General features: G+C 41.4%; 16 protein-coding genes, 1 tRNA gene and 1 CRISPR repeat array. Of the genes, 11 read left to right on the forward strand and 6 right to left on the reverse strand.

Annotation, left to right across the window (positions count from 1 at the left end; all coding sequences use genetic code 11):
* Together AC5JL8_RS33210 and hsdR are read right to left on the reverse strand one after the other, a co-directional pair.
* The coding region (locus AC5JL8_RS33210; protein ID WP_495883950.1) for a type I restriction-modification system subunit M at window positions 1-735 on the reverse strand (735 nt) is incomplete at its 3' end.
* A gap of 71 nt (window positions 736-806) precedes the next feature.
* Window positions 807-3,140, reverse strand: a complete 2,334-nt coding sequence (gene hsdR, locus AC5JL8_RS33215; RefSeq protein WP_495883951.1) for an EcoAI/FtnUII family type I restriction enzme subunit R — start codon at window positions 3,138-3,140, stop codon at window positions 807-809.
* 263 nt (window positions 3,141-3,403) lie between these two features.
* Between hsdR and AC5JL8_RS33220 the strand changes: the two genes are divergently transcribed.
* From AC5JL8_RS33220 to AC5JL8_RS33230, 3 genes are all read left to right on the forward strand, one after another.
* Complete coding sequence (locus AC5JL8_RS33220) at window positions 3,404-3,721, forward strand: hypothetical protein (RefSeq protein WP_495883952.1); 318 nt, start codon at window positions 3,404-3,406, stop codon at window positions 3,719-3,721.
* A 159-nt stretch (window positions 3,722-3,880) separates the two neighbouring features.
* Window positions 3,881-4,195: a hypothetical protein gene (locus AC5JL8_RS33225; protein WP_495883953.1), complete on the forward strand. Its 315-nt coding sequence runs from the start codon at window positions 3,881-3,883 to the stop codon at window positions 4,193-4,195.
* A 146-nt stretch (window positions 4,196-4,341) separates the two neighbouring features.
* A complete protein-coding gene (locus AC5JL8_RS33230; RefSeq protein WP_495883954.1) occupies window positions 4,342-6,132 on the forward strand; it encodes a GmrSD restriction endonuclease domain-containing protein in 1,791 nt (596 codons plus the stop codon).
* Window positions 6,133-6,178: 46 nt separating this feature from the next.
* Here the strand turns inward: AC5JL8_RS33230 and AC5JL8_RS33235 are convergent, their stop codons facing one another.
* From AC5JL8_RS33235 to AC5JL8_RS33245, 3 genes are all read right to left on the reverse strand, one after another.
* Window positions 6,179-6,628, reverse strand: a complete 450-nt coding sequence (locus tag AC5JL8_RS33235; protein ID WP_495883955.1) for a MerR family transcriptional regulator — start codon at window positions 6,626-6,628, stop codon at window positions 6,179-6,181.
* A 145-nt stretch (window positions 6,629-6,773) separates the two neighbouring features.
* Window positions 6,774-6,902 carry a hypothetical protein gene (locus tag AC5JL8_RS33240; protein ID WP_495883956.1) on the reverse strand — a complete coding sequence of 43 codons (129 nt, stop codon included), beginning with the start codon at window positions 6,900-6,902 and terminating at the stop codon, window positions 6,774-6,776.
* A 39-nt stretch (window positions 6,903-6,941) separates the two neighbouring features.
* The gene (locus AC5JL8_RS33245; RefSeq protein WP_495883957.1) at window positions 6,942-7,181 is read right to left on the reverse strand and encodes a MerR family transcriptional regulator; all 240 of its coding nucleotides are present in this window, start codon (window positions 7,179-7,181) and stop codon (window positions 6,942-6,944) included.
* Between the two features lie 81 nt (window positions 7,182-7,262).
* On the opposite strand from AC5JL8_RS33245, the gene cas12k reads away from it, so the two are divergent.
* The gene (gene cas12k / locus AC5JL8_RS33250; RefSeq protein ID WP_495883958.1) at window positions 7,263-8,060 is read left to right on the forward strand and encodes a type V CRISPR-associated protein Cas12k; all 798 of its coding nucleotides are present in this window, start codon (window positions 7,263-7,265) and stop codon (window positions 8,058-8,060) included.
* Window positions 8,061-8,510: 450 nt separating this feature from the next.
* Window positions 8,511-9,469: direct repeats of the CRISPR family, unit length 37 nt; unit sequence GTTGCAACCGTCCTCTCAGCAATGGGAGGGTTGAAAG.
* Between the two features lie 423 nt (window positions 9,470-9,892).
* Here cas12k and AC5JL8_RS33255 read toward each other — a convergent pair.
* Window positions 9,893-9,964: transfer RNA gene (locus AC5JL8_RS33255), tRNA-Thr, on the reverse strand.
* Between the two features lie 378 nt (window positions 9,965-10,342).
* Between AC5JL8_RS33255 and argF the strand changes: the two genes are divergently transcribed.
* The 7 genes from argF (at window position 10,343) to AC5JL8_RS33290 (ending at window position 19,797) form a co-directional block, all read left to right on the forward strand.
* Window positions 10,343-11,263 (forward strand): ornithine carbamoyltransferase, encoded by a 921-nt coding sequence (gene argF, locus AC5JL8_RS33260; protein WP_495883959.1) that lies wholly within the window; start codon window positions 10,343-10,345, stop codon window positions 11,261-11,263.
* 154 nt (window positions 11,264-11,417) lie between these two features.
* Window positions 11,418-12,023, forward strand: coding sequence for a transcriptional repressor LexA (gene lexA / locus AC5JL8_RS33265; protein WP_495883960.1), 606 nt, complete (start codon window positions 11,418-11,420; stop codon window positions 12,021-12,023).
* A gap of 108 nt (window positions 12,024-12,131) precedes the next feature.
* Window positions 12,132-13,613 carry a DNA phosphorothioation system restriction enzyme gene (locus AC5JL8_RS33270; protein WP_495883961.1) on the forward strand — a complete coding sequence of 494 codons (1,482 nt, stop codon included), beginning with the start codon at window positions 12,132-12,134 and terminating at the stop codon, window positions 13,611-13,613.
* A 350-nt stretch (window positions 13,614-13,963) separates the two neighbouring features.
* Complete coding sequence (locus tag AC5JL8_RS33275; RefSeq protein WP_495883962.1) at window positions 13,964-14,137, forward strand: hypothetical protein; 174 nt, start codon at window positions 13,964-13,966, stop codon at window positions 14,135-14,137.
* Window positions 14,134-16,206, forward strand: a complete 2,073-nt coding sequence (locus tag AC5JL8_RS33280) for an AAA family ATPase (RefSeq protein ID WP_495883963.1) — start codon at window positions 14,134-14,136, stop codon at window positions 16,204-16,206. The genes AC5JL8_RS33275 and AC5JL8_RS33280 overlap by 4 nt, the downstream gene beginning before the upstream one ends.
* Before the next feature lie 206 nt (window positions 16,207-16,412).
* Complete coding sequence (locus tag AC5JL8_RS33285) at window positions 16,413-18,308, forward strand: DUF3370 family protein (RefSeq protein WP_495883964.1); 1,896 nt, start codon at window positions 16,413-16,415, stop codon at window positions 18,306-18,308.
* Between the two features lie 70 nt (window positions 18,309-18,378).
* Window positions 18,379-19,797, forward strand: coding sequence for an AAA-like domain-containing protein (locus AC5JL8_RS33290; protein ID WP_495884242.1), 1,419 nt, complete (start codon window positions 18,379-18,381; stop codon window positions 19,795-19,797).
* Window positions 19,798-19,916 lie beyond the last annotated feature (119 nt).

Below are 19,916 nucleotides of genomic sequence, written 5' to 3' on the forward strand. Positions count from 1 at the left end.
TTTCCTTCTACATTTTCTCAGAAATGGTAAATCTTCCAAAACTGGATGCTCCCACGGCTTTTTCTCAGTTCCGCGAATTGTCCGTTGCAGAATTTCTGGAACATCAGCACTTTGAAAATGTTGGCGAATGTAATCAATAGCTGCGGTTAAAAAGCCACCTGTCCCGCAAGCAGGGTCAAATACAATTTCCCCTAATTGCGGCTTAATTCTATCTACAATAAACTTTGTCACCGCACGGGGAGTATAATATTCTCCGGCGTTTCCTGCGCTCTGCAAATCTTTGAGAATTTTCTCGTAAATTTCGCTGAACTGTTTTTTCTGGTCTTTTTTATTAAAATCAACTTCATTGAGCTTATTAATTACTTGGCGGATGAGAGTGCCATTTTTCATATAGTTGTAGGCATCCTCAAACACCTTACCAATCATCTGCCCACGGGCATCAGTTGCCGTAGTTCTCAGTTCTTTGAGGGTTTTAAATAAAGCATTATCTACAAAATCTAGCAAACCATCTCCCGTGATACCTTCAGAATCTGCTGCCCAATTCCGCCAACGCAATCCTTCAGGAATCGGAGATTTATAATTATCTTCTAACAGTTCATATTCTTCTTCACGGGCATCAAAAACCTTGAGGAATATCATCCAAACTAACTGGTTAATGCGTTGCGCGTCACCATCAACGCCCGCATCCTTCCGCATGATATCTTGAATAGTCTTAATTGTAGTGCTGATGGACATAATAATAAATGAGTGCGATCGCCGATTGGCACGATTAACCTAGAAGAGAAATCATATCCTATTCCAGCAAGTCAAGATACTCGATATAGTTCTTGCTTGAGAACAGACAAAGCCTGTAAATAACCTTGCTTACCACCAAAAATACTAATTATCTCTAACGGAGTGCCTAAATCGCTGATTGGTTTAACTTTCAACACATCCAAACTTTCAATATCTTCAATTCCCTCATCAGCATATTTATCCAACAAAGCATTTAAAACCGTTCTGGCTTGTTCGCCATACTTGCTAAAGTAGTTACGCTTGCGGACATTGTTCGCCCTTTCTTTCCGTGTTAGCGGCGGTTGGTCAAAGACAACATGACAAATCAAATCTAAGGGGTCAAAATCCTTACCAATCTCTTTTTCTAACGCTTCCAAAGGCACACCCAGTTCTTGTAACTCTTGGATAATAGCCTGCTTCTGCTTTGTAGATTGCCATTTCTTCAAGAAAGCATCTAATGAAGCGTACTCCTGACTAACGGTTTTGCGAGTATAGTCTTTTATCGATTCCGTAATCAGCTTACCGTCCTTGCTGTGGTATTGCTCTCGAATAAAAGCAACCGCTACCTCTTCATCCGCAACTACATACTTTTCTCGCTTTTGCTTGCGGCTAATTTCACCATCATCTATGACTTGCTCATTATCCCCATTATCAGGCGGATTAATTGGGTCATCTGGTTTGGGTTGATAAATTTGTACAGGTTCACCATCAAAATCAGGATCGGCAAATAACTGTGTCGCTTTTTTAAAATCGATAATGGTGAAGAACATTTTGCCGTAGTCTTCATCAATGCGAGTTCCGCGACCAACAATTTGCTTAAATTTAGTCATGGATAGGATGCGCTGGTCTAAAACAATCAACTTGCAAGTTTTAGCATCAACGCCAGTTGTCAATAACTCAGAGGTAGTCACAATCGTGGGATATTTACTTTCCGGGTCGATGAAATTATCTAATTCTGCCTTACCCTGAGTATCATCCCCAGTAATTCGCATAATGTAGCGGTTATTCTCCGCCACCAAATCAGCATTCTCATTCACCAATGCTACCCGCATCCGTTCTGCGTGGTCAGTCGTCTCACAAAAAACGATAGTTTTGGCAAAGCGATCGCTTGATTTAAGATAATCAGAAATAATCCGCGCCACTAACTCGGTACGCTTCTCTAACACGAGAGTTCTATCAAAATCTCGCTGATTAAATACTTGGTCGGGAATTTCCTTACCATATTTATCCCTTTGTCCTGGCTTCGGTTTCCATCCACTCAAATCTTGATCGAAGTCAATGCGAATTACTTTATAGGGAGCTAAAAAGCCATCTTCAATCCCCTGTTTGAGCGAATAGGTAAAAATTGAATCGCCAAAATAAAGACTATTAGAAACTTCTTCTGTTTCCCTTGGAGTAGCTGTCAAACCAATCTGGGTTGCACTGCTAAAATATTCCAAAATCTCTCGCCAAGCCGAATCCTCATCTGCGCTTCCCCGATGACACTCATCTATAATAATTAAGTCAAAAAAATCTGGTGAAAATTGACGATAAATATTTTTCGCCTCTTCATTTCCCGTTACCGACTGATACAGCGAGAGATAGATTTCATAAGATTTATCTACCTGTCGCTGCTTAATTTTGGTCATTCTTGAGCCAAAGGGTTTAAAGTCATTGACTCTAGTTTGATCAACTAAAATATTGCGGTCTGCCAAAAATAGGATACGCTTTTTCGTCCCCGACTTCCACAACCGCCAAATAATTTGAAAAGCTGTAAAAGTCTTACCTGTACCTGTCGCCATCACTAAGAGAATGCGGTTTTGTCCTTTGGCGATCGCCTCAATTGTCCGATTAATGGCAATCTGTTGATAATAGCGTGGCTGTTTTTTATCAGGGCTAGGATAGTAATCTTGAGCAACAATCGGCTGAATCTGCGAGTCAATTCCCTTCCAATCGCAATATTTTTGCCAAAGTTCGTCCGGTGTCGGGAACTGGTCAAGGGGGATTTCCCGTTCTCGCTGTCCCTCGGTAATAGTGCGATCGCACATCATAAAAGCGTCGCCATTCGAGCTAAAGATGAACGGTACATCAATTAATTCACCAGTTGCGATCGCCTGTTGCATTCCCGCGCTAACACTGTGATTATTATCTTTAGCTTCAATCACAGCCAGTGGTACACCAGGTTTGTAATACAGCACATAATCAGCGCGTTTTTGCTGACCTCGACTAGCAAGCTTACCCCTAACAATCACCCTACCTTTTGTCAGCGTTACTTCCTCTCGAATCTGAGTATTGATATCCCATCCCCGATTAGTCAGAGCAGGTGTAATAAACTTTGTACAGATATCACGTTCACTCAAAGATTTCTTGTCAATTGCTTCTGGCATAAAAGGGTCGGCTTTTAGTCAAGAGGATGCGTAGTATAATTCTACGCTCCATCCTTGCCTATTGTTAAGTATGAACATAGCATTTTGGTACGTGCCAACCACCGAGCCTATATATTCAACGTCAAATTAGTTACTAAAGCTTTTGAGATTGTCTCTTAATTGTTGATGAATGCGTTGGCGCAGCCCGCCGCAGGCATCGCACTGCTTTCTACACACATCGTGACTCATAATATTTTGAAGATAGTCACGATTCGTGAGTAATTTTGCAGTTAAGAATAAACCAGGTAATAGACAGCAATCCCCAGACCACTCAATATAGAATCGATGCGCTCAGTGACTTGCCTTTGGAGCCTTTGGAATACTGCCAACGATGGGTTGAAATGTCCTCGGATGAGCGAGGATACAGAAAAGCCTGTATTGCTGCCCTAGCTGAAGCAACCGGGCTAAGTGAAAGGACTATAGGGAATTGGGGACAAAACTTTGAGAGGCGACCTAACTATGTAGTCCATATACTACGCATGGCAGATATGCTTAACCAAATTAGAAAAATAGTCTTACCTCCTGATTATCCTCAAAAATAATTTAGTCGTGATTCGTGAGTAAAATACTTGTACTATGAGCAGATATTTTTTAACTTGGGTTCAGCAAGCACAGGATTGATGAGGGTAACAGGTTAGCTCACTGGCATTTCCTAATACTCCCTACCTCTGCTGGCTTAATCTGACTCACCAAGACCGAAGATGCAGACTGGGAGAACCTCCCATCAGAATAATGATCGAATTGATATACTCCGTCAGTTGCCCCTGGAACCGACGGAGTATTGTCGCCGTTGGGTAAGTCAGGAACCAGGCCGCAATTATCGAAAAGCCTGCATTAATGCGATCGCGCAAGTTACAGGTACTAGCCCAAAAACCGTTAAGGACTGGGGAACGGACTTTCGTCGGCGGCCTAAATACATTACCCGCATATTACGGCAAGCAGACCTGATCAACCAATTTAGACAGCTTATAGCAAGAGGAATTGTGACTTTACCTCCAGACTTTCCTCAAGAATAAGCCGAAGGAAGCGATCGCGACTCACGACCAATTGCCCCAAAAACCCCTTGCTGTTAACAGGAGGGGAATTTTAGGCTGAGGTACATAGATACTAACTATGACGAAAAGTCGCATCTTTCTTGATGAAAAAAATGGCAGAACACCAAATGAATTCAATCTCTACTTTTGACATCACTAAGTATTTTCTTCTTGATGTCCTCAAAGATATTAAAACTGGACGCATCCAACTTCCAGATTTTCAAAGAGATTGGGTTTGGGATGATACCCATGTGCGTCGTTTACTTGTCAGCATATCTCTTGCTTACCCCATTGGCGCAGTTATGATGCTCCAACAAAGCATTCAAAGCCGACAATTCAAACCCCGCCTAGTTGATGGGGTATTAAAACCAGAAAATCATGCGCCAAACTTATTAATCCTTGATGGACAGCAACGCCTGACAACTATGTTTATGATGTTGTTATCTGGGCAACCTGTAATCATCAAAGACCAAAAAAGCCAGAAAATTATTAAAAAGTGGTACTACCTGGATATTGAAAAATGCCTCAATCCAGAATGTGATCGCCGTAATGCGATCATCGCCTTACCTGAATCAAAAATTGCGCGCACCTTCACGGGTGGTCTGATTGACTGTTCCACTCCAGAAAAAGAATATCAGGCACTATTATTTCCTTTATCCAAAGTTTTCTTTTTTTCTGAATGGCGTAGTAAATTCTCTAAGTATTGGCAATACGATCCCCAAAAATTGGAACTAATTGACACTTTAGAACTGGAAGTTCTCAAGAAATTCGAGCATTATCAAATACCTGTCATCCAACTGCGTGACTCCTTGCCGAAAGAAGCCGTTTGCCAAGTCTTTGAAGATACAAACACTTCTGGATGTGACCTCAACTACTTCGATTTAATGAGTTCTAGCTATTGCACTGCTGACTTCAGTCTCAGAGATGATTGGAAGCAGCGCGAAAACCGCTTCCAATCCTTAAAAGTATTGCGTAAGCTCCGCAGTACTGATTTTGTACAAGCCGTTACGTTGATGGCTGGTTACGCGAAAAGGGTAGAAGCTTTAAAGCAAGGCTGGAATATTGATAAATTACCTGGCGTTGCTTGCGATCGCGCGGAAGTGCTAAAACTCACCAAAGAAGAATATCAAAAATGGGCTGACCCAATTACTAGAGGATTTGAAGAGTCTGCTCGCTTCCTTCGCAGTCAAAAAATCTTTGATGCAGATGATTTAGCTTACCCGATTCAATTAGTCATCCTCAGTGCCATTTTTACTGTTCTGGGAGAACGTTCCCGTTCGGTTCAAGTACGTTCTATGCTGGAACGCTGGTTATGGTGTGGGATGTTTGGTGAAGTATATACACGCTGGTACGAGGCACGAGCCGGGAGAGACGTTATAGAAGTACCAGAATGGTTAGCAGGTGGTTCACTACCACTCACCATTGTGCAAGCGGATTTTTCTTTTGACAGGTTGGTTAGCGTTAGAAAGCGTTACGGCGCAGTGTATCAGGGTTTAGCTGCTTTACTACGACGTGAGGGGGCTATTGATTGGTGTACCGGGGAAGAAATCAATGATGTGATTTATTTTGAAGAACAAATAGATTCGCACCACATTTTCCCAGTGGCTTGGTGTCGCAAGCTAGGCATTGACCCCAAAAAGTATAACTGCTTGATTAACCGCACACCTTTAAGCGCCAAAACAAACAAAAAGATTGGTAGTAAGGCACCTTCTGTCTATTTAGAGGAGTTTGAACATTCTGGGACATCAGCTAGAAGAATGGATGAAATATTGCGATCACACGCTATCTCTCCAAAGACTTTGCGGCGAGATGACTTTGAAGCGTTCTTCCAGATGCGAGCAAATAATTTGCTGACGCTAATTGGAAAGGCAATGGGCAAAAGTTTAAGTTTTGAATCCTGTCAGGATTTTGTTGGGTAGGATGACAGCGGCAACAGCATCCTTATGTAGCGTGATATTGCTGCTATTACTCAGCAAAACGTTTGAGGTTTTGGTGCAATAGCTCGTGAATGCGAGAACTCCGAATAGTAGCAATACAAGTGTCCTTATTAACTGATTCCCATACTAATTGAGGGTCAAAATTTTCCAATCTTGGTATATTTTCTGAATAAGTGGAATCCAGTATTATTAAAAAACTTTTCTCTTTCTTAGGAGGCTCTTCAAAAATCCATGCCTCCTGCTGCCTCAACATTTTTAAAGTTTGTTGGCAGACTTCAAAACTCAGCCCAAGAGATAGTACATAACGTATCAAAATCAGCGCTAGTAAGTCAGTCTGCGAATAGTAAACATTTTTGCCCTTCCCTGTGGTATTTACGGTTGGGACTACAACACCTTGTTCTCGCCAATATTGCAATTGGCGGCGCGAGCAATTGGTTATTTTAGCTGCCTCCGTACTTGTATAAAAATTTTGATCCATGAGAATTTATAGTACAGAAGCCCTTTCACTAAAAAATCGATATTTATCAGCACATGATGTACTTCCAGGATATTCTATTTCCACTGAATTATACCCTCGGAGGGTATGAATGATTAAATTGACTACGCCAACCAACCTTTTCCGCCTACCAAGTCAAGGGAGAGATCACAGTTTGTCCCTGACAAAGTGCTTCTAGCGCCACTTGCTTGTCAAACTCTGCCAGTTGCAAAGGTTGTTCATGCGATCGCGTGGGTAATAACATTAGCCGCTTCATCTTTTCTTCAGGAACAGACTCATCAAATAATCAAGTTTCCTATTCGCGCAGTGTCTCCAAAGGTGCATGACAAACTTCAAAATTTAAACCGATTGATAATAACTGTTCCATTACTGTTAATACCAGTAGGTCAGCTTTAGAGTAGTAAACATTACGACCTTTGCCACTAGTGTTAACTGTAGGTACTATAACTCCCTTCTCTCGCCAATACTGCAACTGGCGGCGAGAGCAATGAGTAACTTCTGCTGCTTCTGTGCTTGTGTAGAACTTTCCTTCCATAAGAAACATCCTATAGAAGCCTCTTTTAAAACACATTATTGCTTTGTATAACATTATGTGTTTTTGTGATATTTTATTTTTATGAGCAAAATTGCTATCCAATGTCGCCTAATTGCCAGTGAATCTACCCGCCAAAAGCTCTGGAAGTTAATGGCAGAATTGAACACACCGCTAATTAACGAACTGCTTCAGCAGCTTAGTAAACATCCAGATTTTGAAAAATGGCGAAAAAAGGGCAAACTGCCGTCAACTGTTGTTTACCAACTTTGCCAACCCCTGAAAGCTGACCCTAGCTTTGCAGGTCAGCCCAGCCGATTCTATCTATCAGCAATTCATGTTGTAGATTACATCTACAAATCTTGGTTAAAGATTCAGAAACGTCTACAGCAACAGCTAGATGGCAAGATACGCTGGTTAGAAATGCTTAACAGCGATGCTGAATTAGTAGAAATTAGCGGTTCTAGCTTAGAGGCAATTCGTACCAAAGCTACTGAGATTTTGGCAATGGCTACACCAGAATCTGACTCTAATGCTCCTTTAACTAAAAGAAGAAAGACTAAGAAATCCAAAAAATCATCCGCTTCTGATCCTGACCGAAGCTTATCTAATAAATTATTTGACACTTACCAAGAAAGTGAAATTCAAGCTATAGCCGAAGCAAAATGTCCTGGCTATGTAGAAATCCAGCAAAAATATGCCAAACAGTATCGAGTTAATATTCATTCCTGGAGCTACGGCAGATTAATTCAAAGCATTCAAAGTAAAGCTGCTCAGGTAGGAATCATGGTTGAAGAGGGAAAACAACCTATTCGCGGCAGTCCCCAGGATAAAGCAAAGGAATTAGCACTTTCTGCCTACCATAACCGCCTAGCTAGGTGACGTTGACAAATATCTGAACCTTGACAATAAAATAATCAATAGCGCCGCAGTTCATGCTGCTTGCAGCCTCTGAACTGTGTTAAATGAGGGTTAGTTTGACTGTAGCAATACAGTCTTGCTTTCTGACCCTGGTAGCTGCTCACCCTGATGCTGCTGTCAATAGACAGGATAGGTGCGCTCCCAGCAATAAGGGCGCGGATGTACTGCTGTAGTGGCTACTCAATCACCCCCGACCAAGGGGGAACCCTCCCCAATTCTTTATTTGACGCACTCTAGAGAGGTCAAAATTCTACTTTAGGTTCGTGCAAATTCTGAAAACCTTATGCTATAAGGAATTTAGTCATAAATTTCTTTTGTAGACAATTCAAAAATTACATCCTGGGAGGATTTTAGAGTAGGTTGGCGCAAGTCAGTTCTGAAAACCTTTATATACAAAGGTTTGAGATGACAGTTGCAACCGTCCTCTCAGCAATGGGAGGGTTGAAAGGATCAACCAGATCGGGGGTGTTGTCCATGCTGCAAGAGCAACCGTCCTCTCAGCAATGGGAGGGTTGAAAGGAAGCAAGAACGCGATTCAGCGGTTAAAGCAACGGTCAACATTGGGGCAACCGTCCTCTCAGCAATGGGAGGGTTGAAAGGAAGCAAGAACCGGGTACAAAGGACGGCGTTGATGTTGTTGCAACGAGGATAGTGAAAGTCTATCAGCCAAGCTTGGTAGTTGCAACCGTCCTCTCAGCAATGGGAGGGTTGAAAGAAGCAAGAACCGGGTACAAAGGACGGCGTTGATGTTGTTGCAACCGTCCTCTCAGCAATGGGAGGGTTGAAAGCTTTTAGAGTGTCTTCCCAGTTAGACTCTACACCTGCGTTGCAACCGTCCTCTCAGCAATGGGAGGGTTGAAAGAATATTTCAGTATCTAGACTTAAACAGTTAATGCCTTCGTTGCAACCGTCCTCTCAGCAATGGGAGGGTTGAAAGTACCGAGATACCGGAGTAGCCTAAAATGCTGCCATCAGGTTGCAACCGTCCTCTCAGCAATGGGAGGGTTGAAAGCTTCATTTGTTTGCTCCCAAGTTAAAGTTATTCCTGTTGCAACCGTCCTCTCAGCAATGGGAGGGTTGAAAGTCATCTTTGAGCGATTTAGCATGAGTGATCGCAAGTTGCAACCGTCCTCTCAGCAATGGGAGGGTTGAAAGAACGTTTTTATAGCGATATTACAAATGCTCACGTTGAGTTGCAACCGTCCTCTCAGCAATGGGAGGGTTGAAAGTTATTATTTCCCCCTCATTTCATCGTTTAATTCTGTTGCAACCGTCCTCCCAGCAATGGGAGAGTTGAAAGCTGTCTTCTAAATGTGTTTATGCAGAATTTTAGGTTGCAACTTTTCTCTCAACACTGGGAAGTTTGAAAGATACTATATGCAAGTCCACAAAGTGAATCACAGTTCTTGCAAGTATCCTTGCAGCAATTAGACGGTTAAAATTTTATAAGCTATTCCTGATGCTCGTGGTTTTCTATGGAAGCGTTTCTCCTATTAAGTAGAGAACTGGTATAGCAACAATTTTGAAGAACTTTAGAACGTTTAATAATTTAATAGTCCCAAGTATTTCGGATAAAATAATAAATTTTCTTGTTTGGGTGGGTTGAAAGCAAATCCGACTGCTGGCTTGATATCATATAGAGTAAAGCCTACATAACTCATGGATTCTATATTAGATGACATTAATTTGTCACTACTTCCCTACAAAGGCTTATCTAGTTTTAGCGACATTAATTTGTCTTCAACGACAACAATTTGTCACCGACGACAAATAATTAGTCACTGTACAACAAAAGCCAGCAGTCGGATTTGAACCGACGACCTTCCGATTACAAGTCGGATGCACTACCACTGTGCTATGCTGGCGTTTGGCTTTTATCTCTCTAAACACTAACCGATTTCTAATTATAGCACAAACAAGCTAGTTGTCTAGTCTTAATGAAAAAATATTAGGAATTGGGCATGGGGCATGGGGCATTGGGTGAAGAAGACAAGGAGCATGGGGGATGGGGAGACAAGGAGCAAGAGTTATTCATAGTTCTTCCCCCTTGTCCCCTTGTCCTCCTTGTCCCCTAGTCCCTAGTCCCCAGTCCCCTAATATTGATAAATTAATATTCAAAACACAAACCAACTCAAATCCTGGCCTAGACACGAAAATATCTGGTAAAGTTTTAAGGCGATATTTTTTCATAGGGCTGGCTAAAGGCATAGAAAAACATCACTGGTTCTTTACAGATCACAAGCATGGTAGCGTTGAACGGACGAGATTTATTAAGTCTGGCAGACCTTAGTTCCACTGAACTTCAAGAACTTCTGCAATTGGCAACTCAACTCAAATCGCAAAAGCTCAAGTTGCAAAGTAATAAAGTATTGGGATTGTTGTTCTCTAAAGCTTCAACTCGCACGCGAGTAAGTTTTACTGTGGCGATGTACCAACTAGGTGGACAGGTAATTGATCTCAACCCTAATGTCACCCAAGTAAGTCGCGGGGAACCGGTGCAAGATACAGCACGGGTGTTGGATCGATATCTAGATGTTTTAGCAATTCGCACTTTTGCCCAACAAGAGTTAGAAACTTTTGCTAACTATGCCAAGATTCCTGTAATTAATGCGCTTACCGATGCAGAACATCCTTGTCAGGTATTAGCCGATTTAATGACGATTCAAGAATGCTTTGGTAGCCTCAATGGGTTAACTTTAACTTATGTAGGTGATGGTAATAATGTTGCCAATTCTTTAATGTTGGGTTGTGCTTTGGCAGGAATGAATGTCAGAATCGCTACTCCTGAAGGCTATGAGCCAGACCCTAAGATAGTAGAACAAGCGCGATCGCTCGCCAATAATCAAACTGAAGTTCTCCTCACTCATGACCCAGAATTAGCAGCAAAGGAAGCTGCTGTTCTTTATACTGATGTTTGGGCTAGTATGGGGCAAGAAGCAGAAGCAGACGATCGCTTGCCTATTTTCCAGGCTTACCAAATTTCTGAACAGCTATTAAGCCTTGCCGACCCACAGGCGATTGTTTTACACTGCTTACCAGCCCATCGTGGTGAAGAAATCACCGAGGCAGTTATTGAAGGTTCCCAATCACGAGTTTGGGATCAGGCTGAAAATCGAATGCACGCTCAAAAGGCTTTGCTTGCTAGCATCTTAGGGGCGCAATAAAAGGTTAAAAGCAAAAAATCTCTACTAAAAAGGCAAAAGAAATATAATTCTTTGTTCTTTTGCCTTTTATTATTGTTACTTTTACCTTGCTTATAAGGGATTTTTTGTAGTACTAATGTTCTAGGGACATTTGTATATACTTCCCAACAAAATTATGGAACGTTTAACGGAAGCTCAACAAGAACTTTATGAATGGCTGGCAGAATATATCCGAACGCATCAGCATTCGCCTTCAATTCGGCAAATGATGCAAGCAATGAATCTGAAATCGCCAGCACCAATTCAAAGTCGTTTAGAACATTTACGCACTAAAGGATACATTGAATGGACTGAAGGTAAAGCGCGGACAATTCGAGTTTTACGTCCAGTAGCATCTGGTGTACCAATTTTAGGCACAATTGCTGCTGGAGGTTTAATAGAACCTTTTACCGATGCTGTAGATCATTTAGATGCTTCTAATTTCTCGTTACCTCCCCAAACCTATGCTTTGCGGGTAGCTGGCGACAGTATGATTGAAGATTTAATTGCTGATGGCGATTTGGTATTTCTGCGTCCTGTAGCAGAACCAAATCATCTCAAAAATGGCACTATCGTTGCCGCCAGAGTTGAAGGACACGGTACTACATTAAAGCGCTTTTATCGCAGTGGCGATCGCGTTACCCTCAAACCAGCAAATTCTAAGTACAATCCGATTGAAGTTCCTGCTATCCATGTACAGGTGCAAGGTTCTTTAATTGCTGTTTGGCGTGATTATAACTAGAGGCGGGGGATTGGGGGCTGGGGACTGGGGATTGGGAAAAAATAACCAATGACCAATGACTAATGACTAATGATCAGGGTTAATCACCACCTTCGTTACTAACATTTTATGTACCTGACGCTAAATCCAGTGCAGCAACTGCCCTCTTTCCGTCTACGATTGCCATTAGTAGGGGAAAGTAAGGGCAGTTATCAGACTCAGCAACCATTACCAGGATGCCCAAGAATGCCGCAATCTCTGCAATTACGGCAGTATCAGCGACAAGCTATTACTAGCTGGTTTGCTAACAACGGCAGAGGTACGCTCAAAATGGCTACTGGTAGTGGTAAGACTATTACAGCACTGGCGATCGCTTGTGAATTATATCAGCAGATAAAGTTACAAGTTTTGTTGGTGGTGTGTCCCTATCGTCATCTGGTTACCCAATGGGCGCGAGAATGCGAAAAATTTAACTTACAGCCGATTCTAGCCTTCGAGAATTTACGCACTTGGCAAAGTCAACTTTCTACCCAAATTTACAATCTGCGTTCTGGTTCTCAAAAATTTGTCACGATAATTACAACCAACTCCACATTAATTGGAGATGGGTTGCAGTCACAACTGAAATATTTTCCTGACAGAACTTTAATTATCGGCGATGAAGCACATAACTTGGGCGCACCGAAATTGGAAGAAAGTTTACCACGCCGTGTAGGGTTGCGACTGGCTTTGTCTGCCACACCAGAAAGGTACTTTGATGATTATGGCACTCAATCTTTGTTTGATTATTTTGGCCCAGTTCTCCAACCAGAATTTACTTTGAGGGATGCGATCGCTCAAGGTGCGTTGGTACATTATTTGTATTATCCGATTCTGGTGGAATTAACTGAAGCTGAAAGTATTGCCTATTTAAAACTAACTAGAAGAATTGGGCGATCGCTACTGTACCGAGAACGTGAAAATGGACAAGCGGGAGATTTTGAAGACAACGAAGATTTAAAGCCGTTATTGATGCAACGTGCAAGATTAATTGGCGCAGCAGAAAACAAATTAACTGCTTTGCGCGAATTAATGACAACTCGCCGCGAAACTACTCACACGCTTTTCTATTGCAGTGATGGTTCGCAAGAGGCGGGACAACGTTCATCTCTGCGTCAACTTAAAGCCGTCGCTAAAATTCTTGGGGTGGAATTGGGATATCGGGTAAGCACCTACACCGCACACACTTCTTTACAAGAAAGAGAGGTTTTACGCCGTCAATTTGAAAGTGGAGAATTGCAAGGATTGGTAGCAATTCGCTGTTTAGATGAGGGAGTCGATATCCCAGCAATTCAAACTGCGGTGATTTTATCAAGTTCTGGTAATCCTCGTCAGTTTATCCAGCGGCGGGGGCGAGTTTTGCGTCCTCACCCTGGAAAGGAACGCGCCACCATCTACGATATGATTGTTCTGCCGCCGGACTTAGACAGGGAAACCATAGAAGTTGAGCGCAATTTATTAAAAAAAGAATTGCGGCGCTTTGTGGAATTTGCTGATTTAGCTGACAACGCTGGTGAAGCGAGGATGAAGTTACTCGCTTTACAAAAGCGGTATGGGCTATTAGATATTTGAGTGTAAATCGCCGATAAAACATCTCCCTTTATCGGCGTTCATCGGTGGTTTAAAATCTCTTATTATTTCTTTTTGTGAATTTTTTTTAATCATGAAGAATGAGGCAACTGATGTGGAAAAATAGTAACAGGTAGAGATAAAAATAATGGAAGATTGCTAAAAATTTTAAATGCAGCAACATACCATTATTGTATATACTTACAGCATATCAACAAAACACCTCAAAATAAATCTAAAATTTTCTGCAACAATTTATAGAAAATTAAAGATAAGACTGGCAGTGGCTTTACGGATGTAATAGCAACAACAAATACGGTTAAAATAAATAAAATAACGTATTTAAAACTGAGATGTCACAAGAACAAAATATTGATGACGTTCAGGAGCCAATTACCAACGCTCCACCGGAAGTGCGCCAAATTATTGAGCGGGTATGGAAGTTGGAAAAAGGCAGGCTAGATAAGAGAATTAACAGTCACATCAATGATGAAATTTTGGATATTGTCAAGGAAGAAGTGCGATGAAGCTGACTTCAATCAAGCTGTGCAACTTTCGCTCATTTTATGGTGTGACACCAGAAATAATCCTTTCTGGGGGAGATGTTCTCAACACGACGATTATTCATGGCAATAATGGCTCAGGAAAAACCAGTTTACTCAATGCGTTTACATGGGTATTATATGAAAAGTTTAGTGCAGCTTTTGCATCAGGAGAGCAACTAGTTAATAAGCGGGCGATCGCCGAAGCTAAAAACAAGCAAGCTGTAGAATGTTGGGTAGAAATTGGCTGGGAACATGAAGGCAAACGCTACCGAGTTAAACGCGCCTGTCGGGTTTACAAAAACGAAACTGATTTTGAAGCTGGTAAAACTCAGTTAACCATGTGGGTAGGTGGGGATGATGGTAAATGGTATTTTCCACCCCAGCAACCAGAAGATATTATCAATCAAATTTTACCTGCTAGTTTACATCAATATTTCTTCTTTGATGGAGAGCGGATTGAAGAGATAGTCCGTTCTGATAAGAAAGCCGAAATTGCCGAAGCCACAAAAATTTTCTTGGGTGTGGAAGTAATCAACCGTTCTATTAGACACTTGGGAGAAGCCAAAAAAAGTCTAGAAAATGAGTTAAAAGCCATTGGCGATTCCGAAATCAAACAGCTTTTGCGACAGCAAGAGAAGATAGAACGAGAGATTGAGAGTATCACCAAACGAGAAACAGAAATTCAACAAGAGTTAGAATATCAGCAAACTTTTAAAAAAGAGACAAGTAATCGCTTACGAGAACTTAGCGCTGCTAAACAATTGCAGGAAAGATGTCAAAATTTAGAATCGCAAAAAGAAGCGAATAAGGAAGAGTATAAGAAAACTAGAGAAGCATTAAAGAAAATTATTTCCGCACGGGGTTATACAGTTTTGCTGTCCGAAACTACAGCCCAGTTTCGGAATATTATGAATGATTTGAAGCAGCGAGGCGAATTAACTTCAGGAATATCGCGGGAATTTGTCAATGATTTACTGAAAACTCAGCGCTGTATTTGTGGTGCAGAATTACACGCAGGTAGTCATTCCCACGAACACGTAAAAATTTGGTTAGATAAAGCAGGTTCCTCAGCGGTGGAAGAGACTGCGATTCGCATGAGTGCCCAAGTAGATGAAATTGATAAGCAAGCTACAGCATTTTGGGAAGAGGTTGACAGAGAACAAGCCAGAATTAATCAGTTAAGGCAAAGCATATCCCAAATTGAAAGTGAATTAGATAATATTCAAGAACGTTTACGTAAAGATGCCAACGAAGAAATCAGTAGCTTACAAAAACGCTTAGACGAAATTGAAAATAAAGTTGATGAATTAAATAGAGAACAAGGTGCAAATCAACAGCAAATTGCTCACTTCACAACTGAAATTGAAGCCTTGGGTAAACAAATTGCCAAACAAAAATTGAATGAAGAACGGCAAGCCTTAGCACAACGCCGGATTAATGCTACCCAAGATGCCATTGAACGATTAACAGAAGTGAGAAATCGCCAAGAAAAGCAGTTTCGCCTGCAACTGGAAAAGCGGGTACAAGAGATATTTATGGAAATATCGTTTACTCCTTATATTCCTAAAATCAGCGATAAATATGAACTGACATTGGTAGAAACTACAGCTGGTATAGAAGCACCAGTTGCAGCTTCTACTGGCGAAAATCAAATTCTCAGTTTATCTTTTATTGCCAGCATCATTGACAGAGTACGCGAATGGAGTGAAAAGCGGGAAATGCTGATGTTACCAGACAGCAGCACCTTTCCTATAGTTATGGATTCGCCCTTTGGTAGTTTGGATGAAATTTCTCGGCGACGCATTGCTAGGACAATTCCTAAATTAGCTAATCAGTTGATTGTGTTAGTGACTAAAACTCAGTGGCGCGGTGAAGTCGAGGAGGAAATGGCAGACAGAATTGGTAGAGAATATGTGCTAACTTACTACTCTTCAAAACCAGATTGTGAACAGGATTATATTGAGTTGGGTGAGGAAAGATATCCTTTGGTGAGGCAAAGTCCCAATGAGTTTGAATATACAGAAGTTGTTGAGGTTCAACGAGATTGGTGATTAAGAGAAACGAACCGCATAGACGCGGAGCGGCTTCCCGCAGGGTAGGACGCGAAGTCCGCGAAGGAAAGAATTAAAACAGAATTTATGCAAAATCTCTTTAAAACCCTCTTTTCTTTGTGTCCTTTGTGTACTTCGTGGTTCGTTTCTCTGATCAATTCCTCACGAAATGCTTTAATAGCTTTAGTTTATACTAAACTCTATTAATGCTTCTCAGAAATACTTCAGTAGCGATCGCTTCGCTTTTCACCCTATCAAGCCCCGTCACTCTCGCCTTTTCTGATATTCAAAGCTATTGGGCAAAAGATTGTGTCCAAAGACTAGGAGAACGTAAATTAATTACAGGCTATCCTGATGGTAGTTTTCGCCCCAATGCAACGGTAACACGTGCAGAAGCAGCAGTATTAATGTTGAATGCTTTTCCTGATGCACCAGTGAAGCGTACTGCTACTACATTTAAAGATGTGCTTAGTAATTATTGGGCATCCAAAGCAATTGCTACTGCTTATCAAAAAGGATTTTTTTCTGGTTATCCAGGGGGAGTTTTTCAACCTAACCAAGCTATTCCCCGCGCCCAAATCATCGGTGTTGTCGCTGGTGCGAAAAATTATAGTCCTCTGCCTAGCCCAACGCAGACATTACAACAATATTTTAACGATGCGGCACAAATTCCCAACTATGCACAGAGTTCCATAGCATCTGCAACTATTAATAGTATTGTCGTCAACTATCCCCAAGCCAAACAACTAAAGCCCCAACAAAGCGCCACCAGAGGCGAAGTAGCAGCATTGGTGTGTCGGGCGTTAAATATCTATACAGTACCCCCACAATATATAGCTGGAGTGGAAGTACATCCGCAAGAAGTCCGCCCTTTACCCGGAAAACTCGATACTATCCCCACCTTTAACAGCAACAGTCCCGAATTGGTAACCACCGAAGGAATTTTACTGTCAACCTTCCCCCCAGATGGCAAACAAGTTAAGGAAGCACACCTGAATTATCCCTTTCAAGGCAGATTTGATTTATTTGCCCATCATATCGTCAGGGCAGAAACATCAGCCCAAAGCCGCACCGTTCATCAGGGAATAATTGTTCACAATCCAGGGAATGAACCAATCACATTGCAAGTATTGCAAGCCGCTAGCTATCTCTCTAGGGAAGCACCGTTTATTGCTTTACCTGATGTAGTAGACAATCCCCAAAGTACAGTTTACTCTGGGCCTGGCAGCAGAACAATGAATGATGTGTTGCGGGGGAATAGGCAAGAGAGTTTTCCCGAAAAGCTGGTGATAGAACCAGGAGAAACTCAAATATTAGCTAATTTACCCATCCCTGTACAGGCTCCCTCTTCTAATGGTCGCACTACAATGATGCGTTTAGCGAGCAGTGGCCCAGTTTATTTAGCAAATTTAGCGAAAAATAGTAATCTTTCCCCCACCCTAGCTGAGTGGCAAAAGCTGCTAGATACAAGCAGTCTAGCAGGAAAGCGCGATCCCATTCCTACCCCTCTCGACCCTCCCAGAGAACCGACGGTGTTTAGCCGCGTTGCTGGTGTCTCTCAAGGGACACAATGGCAAGCAAATCTGACAGATAATCCAAATGTATCGCAGTTGACGATACCGCAGCCAGGAAAAGCCTTTTCTTATCCTTTGGGTACTGTACATTTAATTACCCTCAGCACTGGGCAAATTCAGAGTGCGCCTATGCTGAAACGATATCCAGATACAGCTTACTTTGCTCACAGTAACTACGGTGTAGAATACAATCTGACTTTGCCGCTACAAAATTCCAGCAATCAAACTCAGACTGTAACAGTATCAATGCAGACACCTGTGAAAGATGAAGGAGGAACAGATAGATTATTGTTTTTAAAGCCACGGGTGGAACAAATATTCTTTCGCGGTACAGTGAGGGTACATTACACCGATGACAATGGTGGGGAAAAGACGCGCTATGTGCATTTGGTACAACGCCGGGGACAAACGGGTGAACCGTTGGTAACTTTGAAAATGTTAGGGGGTGAGAAGCGACAAGTACAGGTAGATTTTTTGTATCCTCCAGATTCTACGCCGCCGCAGGTTTTGACGGTGAGAACGGAGTGAGTGACTAAAAATTAATTACAATCATTTGAGTAGCATCATGAAGGTAACTTAAAGTTGAGGTTTAATCATGATGAATTTTACTATCAATGAAGCATTAGAAATCGCCAATCAATTGACTTATATAAGATTTCAGAGAAATCTCACAGACGTGGAAATTATTATTCTCAAAGGAGCATGGGAAAGGCAAGAATATGACGAAATAGCAGCCAAAAATCAATATGCTACTAGTTACATCAGTCAAGATGTTGCTCCCAGGCTTTGGAAATTATTAACAGAATCGCTGGGAGAAAAGGTCAAAAAAAGTAACTTTAAAGAAACGCTAAAAAGGTGTTGGGAAAAGCAATTAGTGTCAGACCAAAGTCTACGCGTTACAGAAAATATTGCTAACCATCAAGATAATACATCTCCAACAAGATTAAATTCAGTTAATAATTTAGTAAAACATGAGAAAAAAATTCAGCATCTAACTCATCAAGAAAATCTCCAGACTCTTACCCCCGATATTTATATAGACCGCCCTCCCATGGAGTATATTTGTTATGAGTCACTTTTACAGCCTGGTTCTCTCATTAGGATTAAAGCTCCCAAACTGATGGGTAAAACATATCTTGTGGCTAGAGTTCTTGCTGAAGTAGCACAACAAAATTATCGAACTGTTAATTTAAGCTTTGAACTAGCAGAACGCAACATACATTTGACTAACTTAAATAAATTTTTACGTTGGTTTTGTATTTATCTGAGTCGAGAGCTAAGGATAGCAAATGAATTAGATGAATACTGGGATGAAGAAGGGATGGGAGCAAAGGTTAGCTGTACAACTTACTTTGAAGAGTATTTATTAGTTCAATCAAATGCTCCTCTAGTTTTATGCTTGGATGATGTGGATTTACTTTTTCCTTATCCTCACATTTATGAAGACTTTTTTGGCTTATTACGCTCTTGGTATGAAAAGGCGAGAAGTCGGAAGATTTGGAAAAATTTACGGTTGATAATCGTTCATTCTACAGATGTATATATCCGATTAAATATCAATCAATCTCCATTTAACGTCGGCTTGCCTATTGAGTTGTCGGAATTTACCAGCGAGCAGGTATTCAAATTTGCTCAACAGCATGAACTAGAGATAAATTCACAGATGGTTGAGCAACTTATGGAACTTGTAGGAGGCCATCCTTATCTGTTGGAAGTAGCGTTTGCTCACCTCAAAATTAATCCACATATTACTCTTGGCCAACTTTTAGCTGAGGCGACAACAGAAGCCGGAATTTACGCTCATCATTTGCGAGAACACTGGTTATATTTGCACTCTTTACCAGAACTAGAAGAGGCTTTTAAAAAAGTGGTAATTGCTAAAAGTCCTGTACCATTAGAACCCATCCTGGCTTATCAGTTAAATAGTATGGGATTAATAAACCTTTCTAGCAATAAGGTAATGCCTCGCTGCAATTTGTATCGTCAGTATTTTCAAATGTACTGGGCAGATAAGTAATACCAATTCAAAATTCACTCATTCAAAATTCAAAATTAAGAAAGCCAGATTTCACAAGATAATTTTGGATAATTGGTATAAAAGTTAGCTATCCTCAAAAGAAAAGACGCTTTCTAACC

The sequence above is a fragment of the Mojavia sp. genome, from assembly GCF_059505145.1.

What these genes read in the sequence shown, in the direction of transcription:
- hsdR (WP_495883951.1), bottom strand. Translation starts at nt 3,140, where the DNA reads ATGCCAGAAGCAATTGACAAGAAATCTTTGAGTGAACGTGATATCTGT.
- AC5JL8_RS33225 (WP_495883953.1), top strand. Translation starts at nt 3,881, where the DNA reads ATGCAGACTGGGAGAACCTCCCATCAGAATAATGATCGAATTGATATA.
- AC5JL8_RS33230 (WP_495883954.1), top strand. Translation starts at nt 4,342, where the DNA reads ATGAATTCAATCTCTACTTTTGACATCACTAAGTATTTTCTTCTTGAT.
- AC5JL8_RS33235 (WP_495883955.1), bottom strand. Translation starts at nt 6,628, where the DNA reads ATGGATCAAAATTTTTATACAAGTACGGAGGCAGCTAAAATAACCAAT.
- AC5JL8_RS33240 (WP_495883956.1), bottom strand. Translation starts at nt 6,902, where the DNA reads ATGAAGCGGCTAATGTTATTACCCACGCGATCGCATGAACAACCTTTG.
- AC5JL8_RS33245 (WP_495883957.1), bottom strand. Translation starts at nt 7,181, where the DNA reads ATGGAAGGAAAGTTCTACACAAGCACAGAAGCAGCAGAAGTTACTCAT.
- cas12k (WP_495883958.1), top strand. Translation starts at nt 7,263, where the DNA reads ATGAGCAAAATTGCTATCCAATGTCGCCTAATTGCCAGTGAATCTACC.
- argF (WP_495883959.1), top strand. Translation starts at nt 10,343, where the DNA reads ATGGTAGCGTTGAACGGACGAGATTTATTAAGTCTGGCAGACCTTAGT.
- lexA (WP_495883960.1), top strand. Translation starts at nt 11,418, where the DNA reads ATGGAACGTTTAACGGAAGCTCAACAAGAACTTTATGAATGGCTGGCA.
- AC5JL8_RS33270 (WP_495883961.1), top strand. Translation starts at nt 12,132, where the DNA reads ATGTACCTGACGCTAAATCCAGTGCAGCAACTGCCCTCTTTCCGTCTA.
- AC5JL8_RS33275 (WP_495883962.1), top strand. Translation starts at nt 13,964, where the DNA reads ATGTCACAAGAACAAAATATTGATGACGTTCAGGAGCCAATTACCAAC.
- AC5JL8_RS33280 (WP_495883963.1), top strand. Translation starts at nt 14,134, where the DNA reads ATGAAGCTGACTTCAATCAAGCTGTGCAACTTTCGCTCATTTTATGGT.
- AC5JL8_RS33285 (WP_495883964.1), top strand. Translation starts at nt 16,413, where the DNA reads ATGCTTCTCAGAAATACTTCAGTAGCGATCGCTTCGCTTTTCACCCTA.
- AC5JL8_RS33290 (WP_495884242.1), top strand. Translation starts at nt 18,379, where the DNA reads ATGAATTTTACTATCAATGAAGCATTAGAAATCGCCAATCAATTGACT.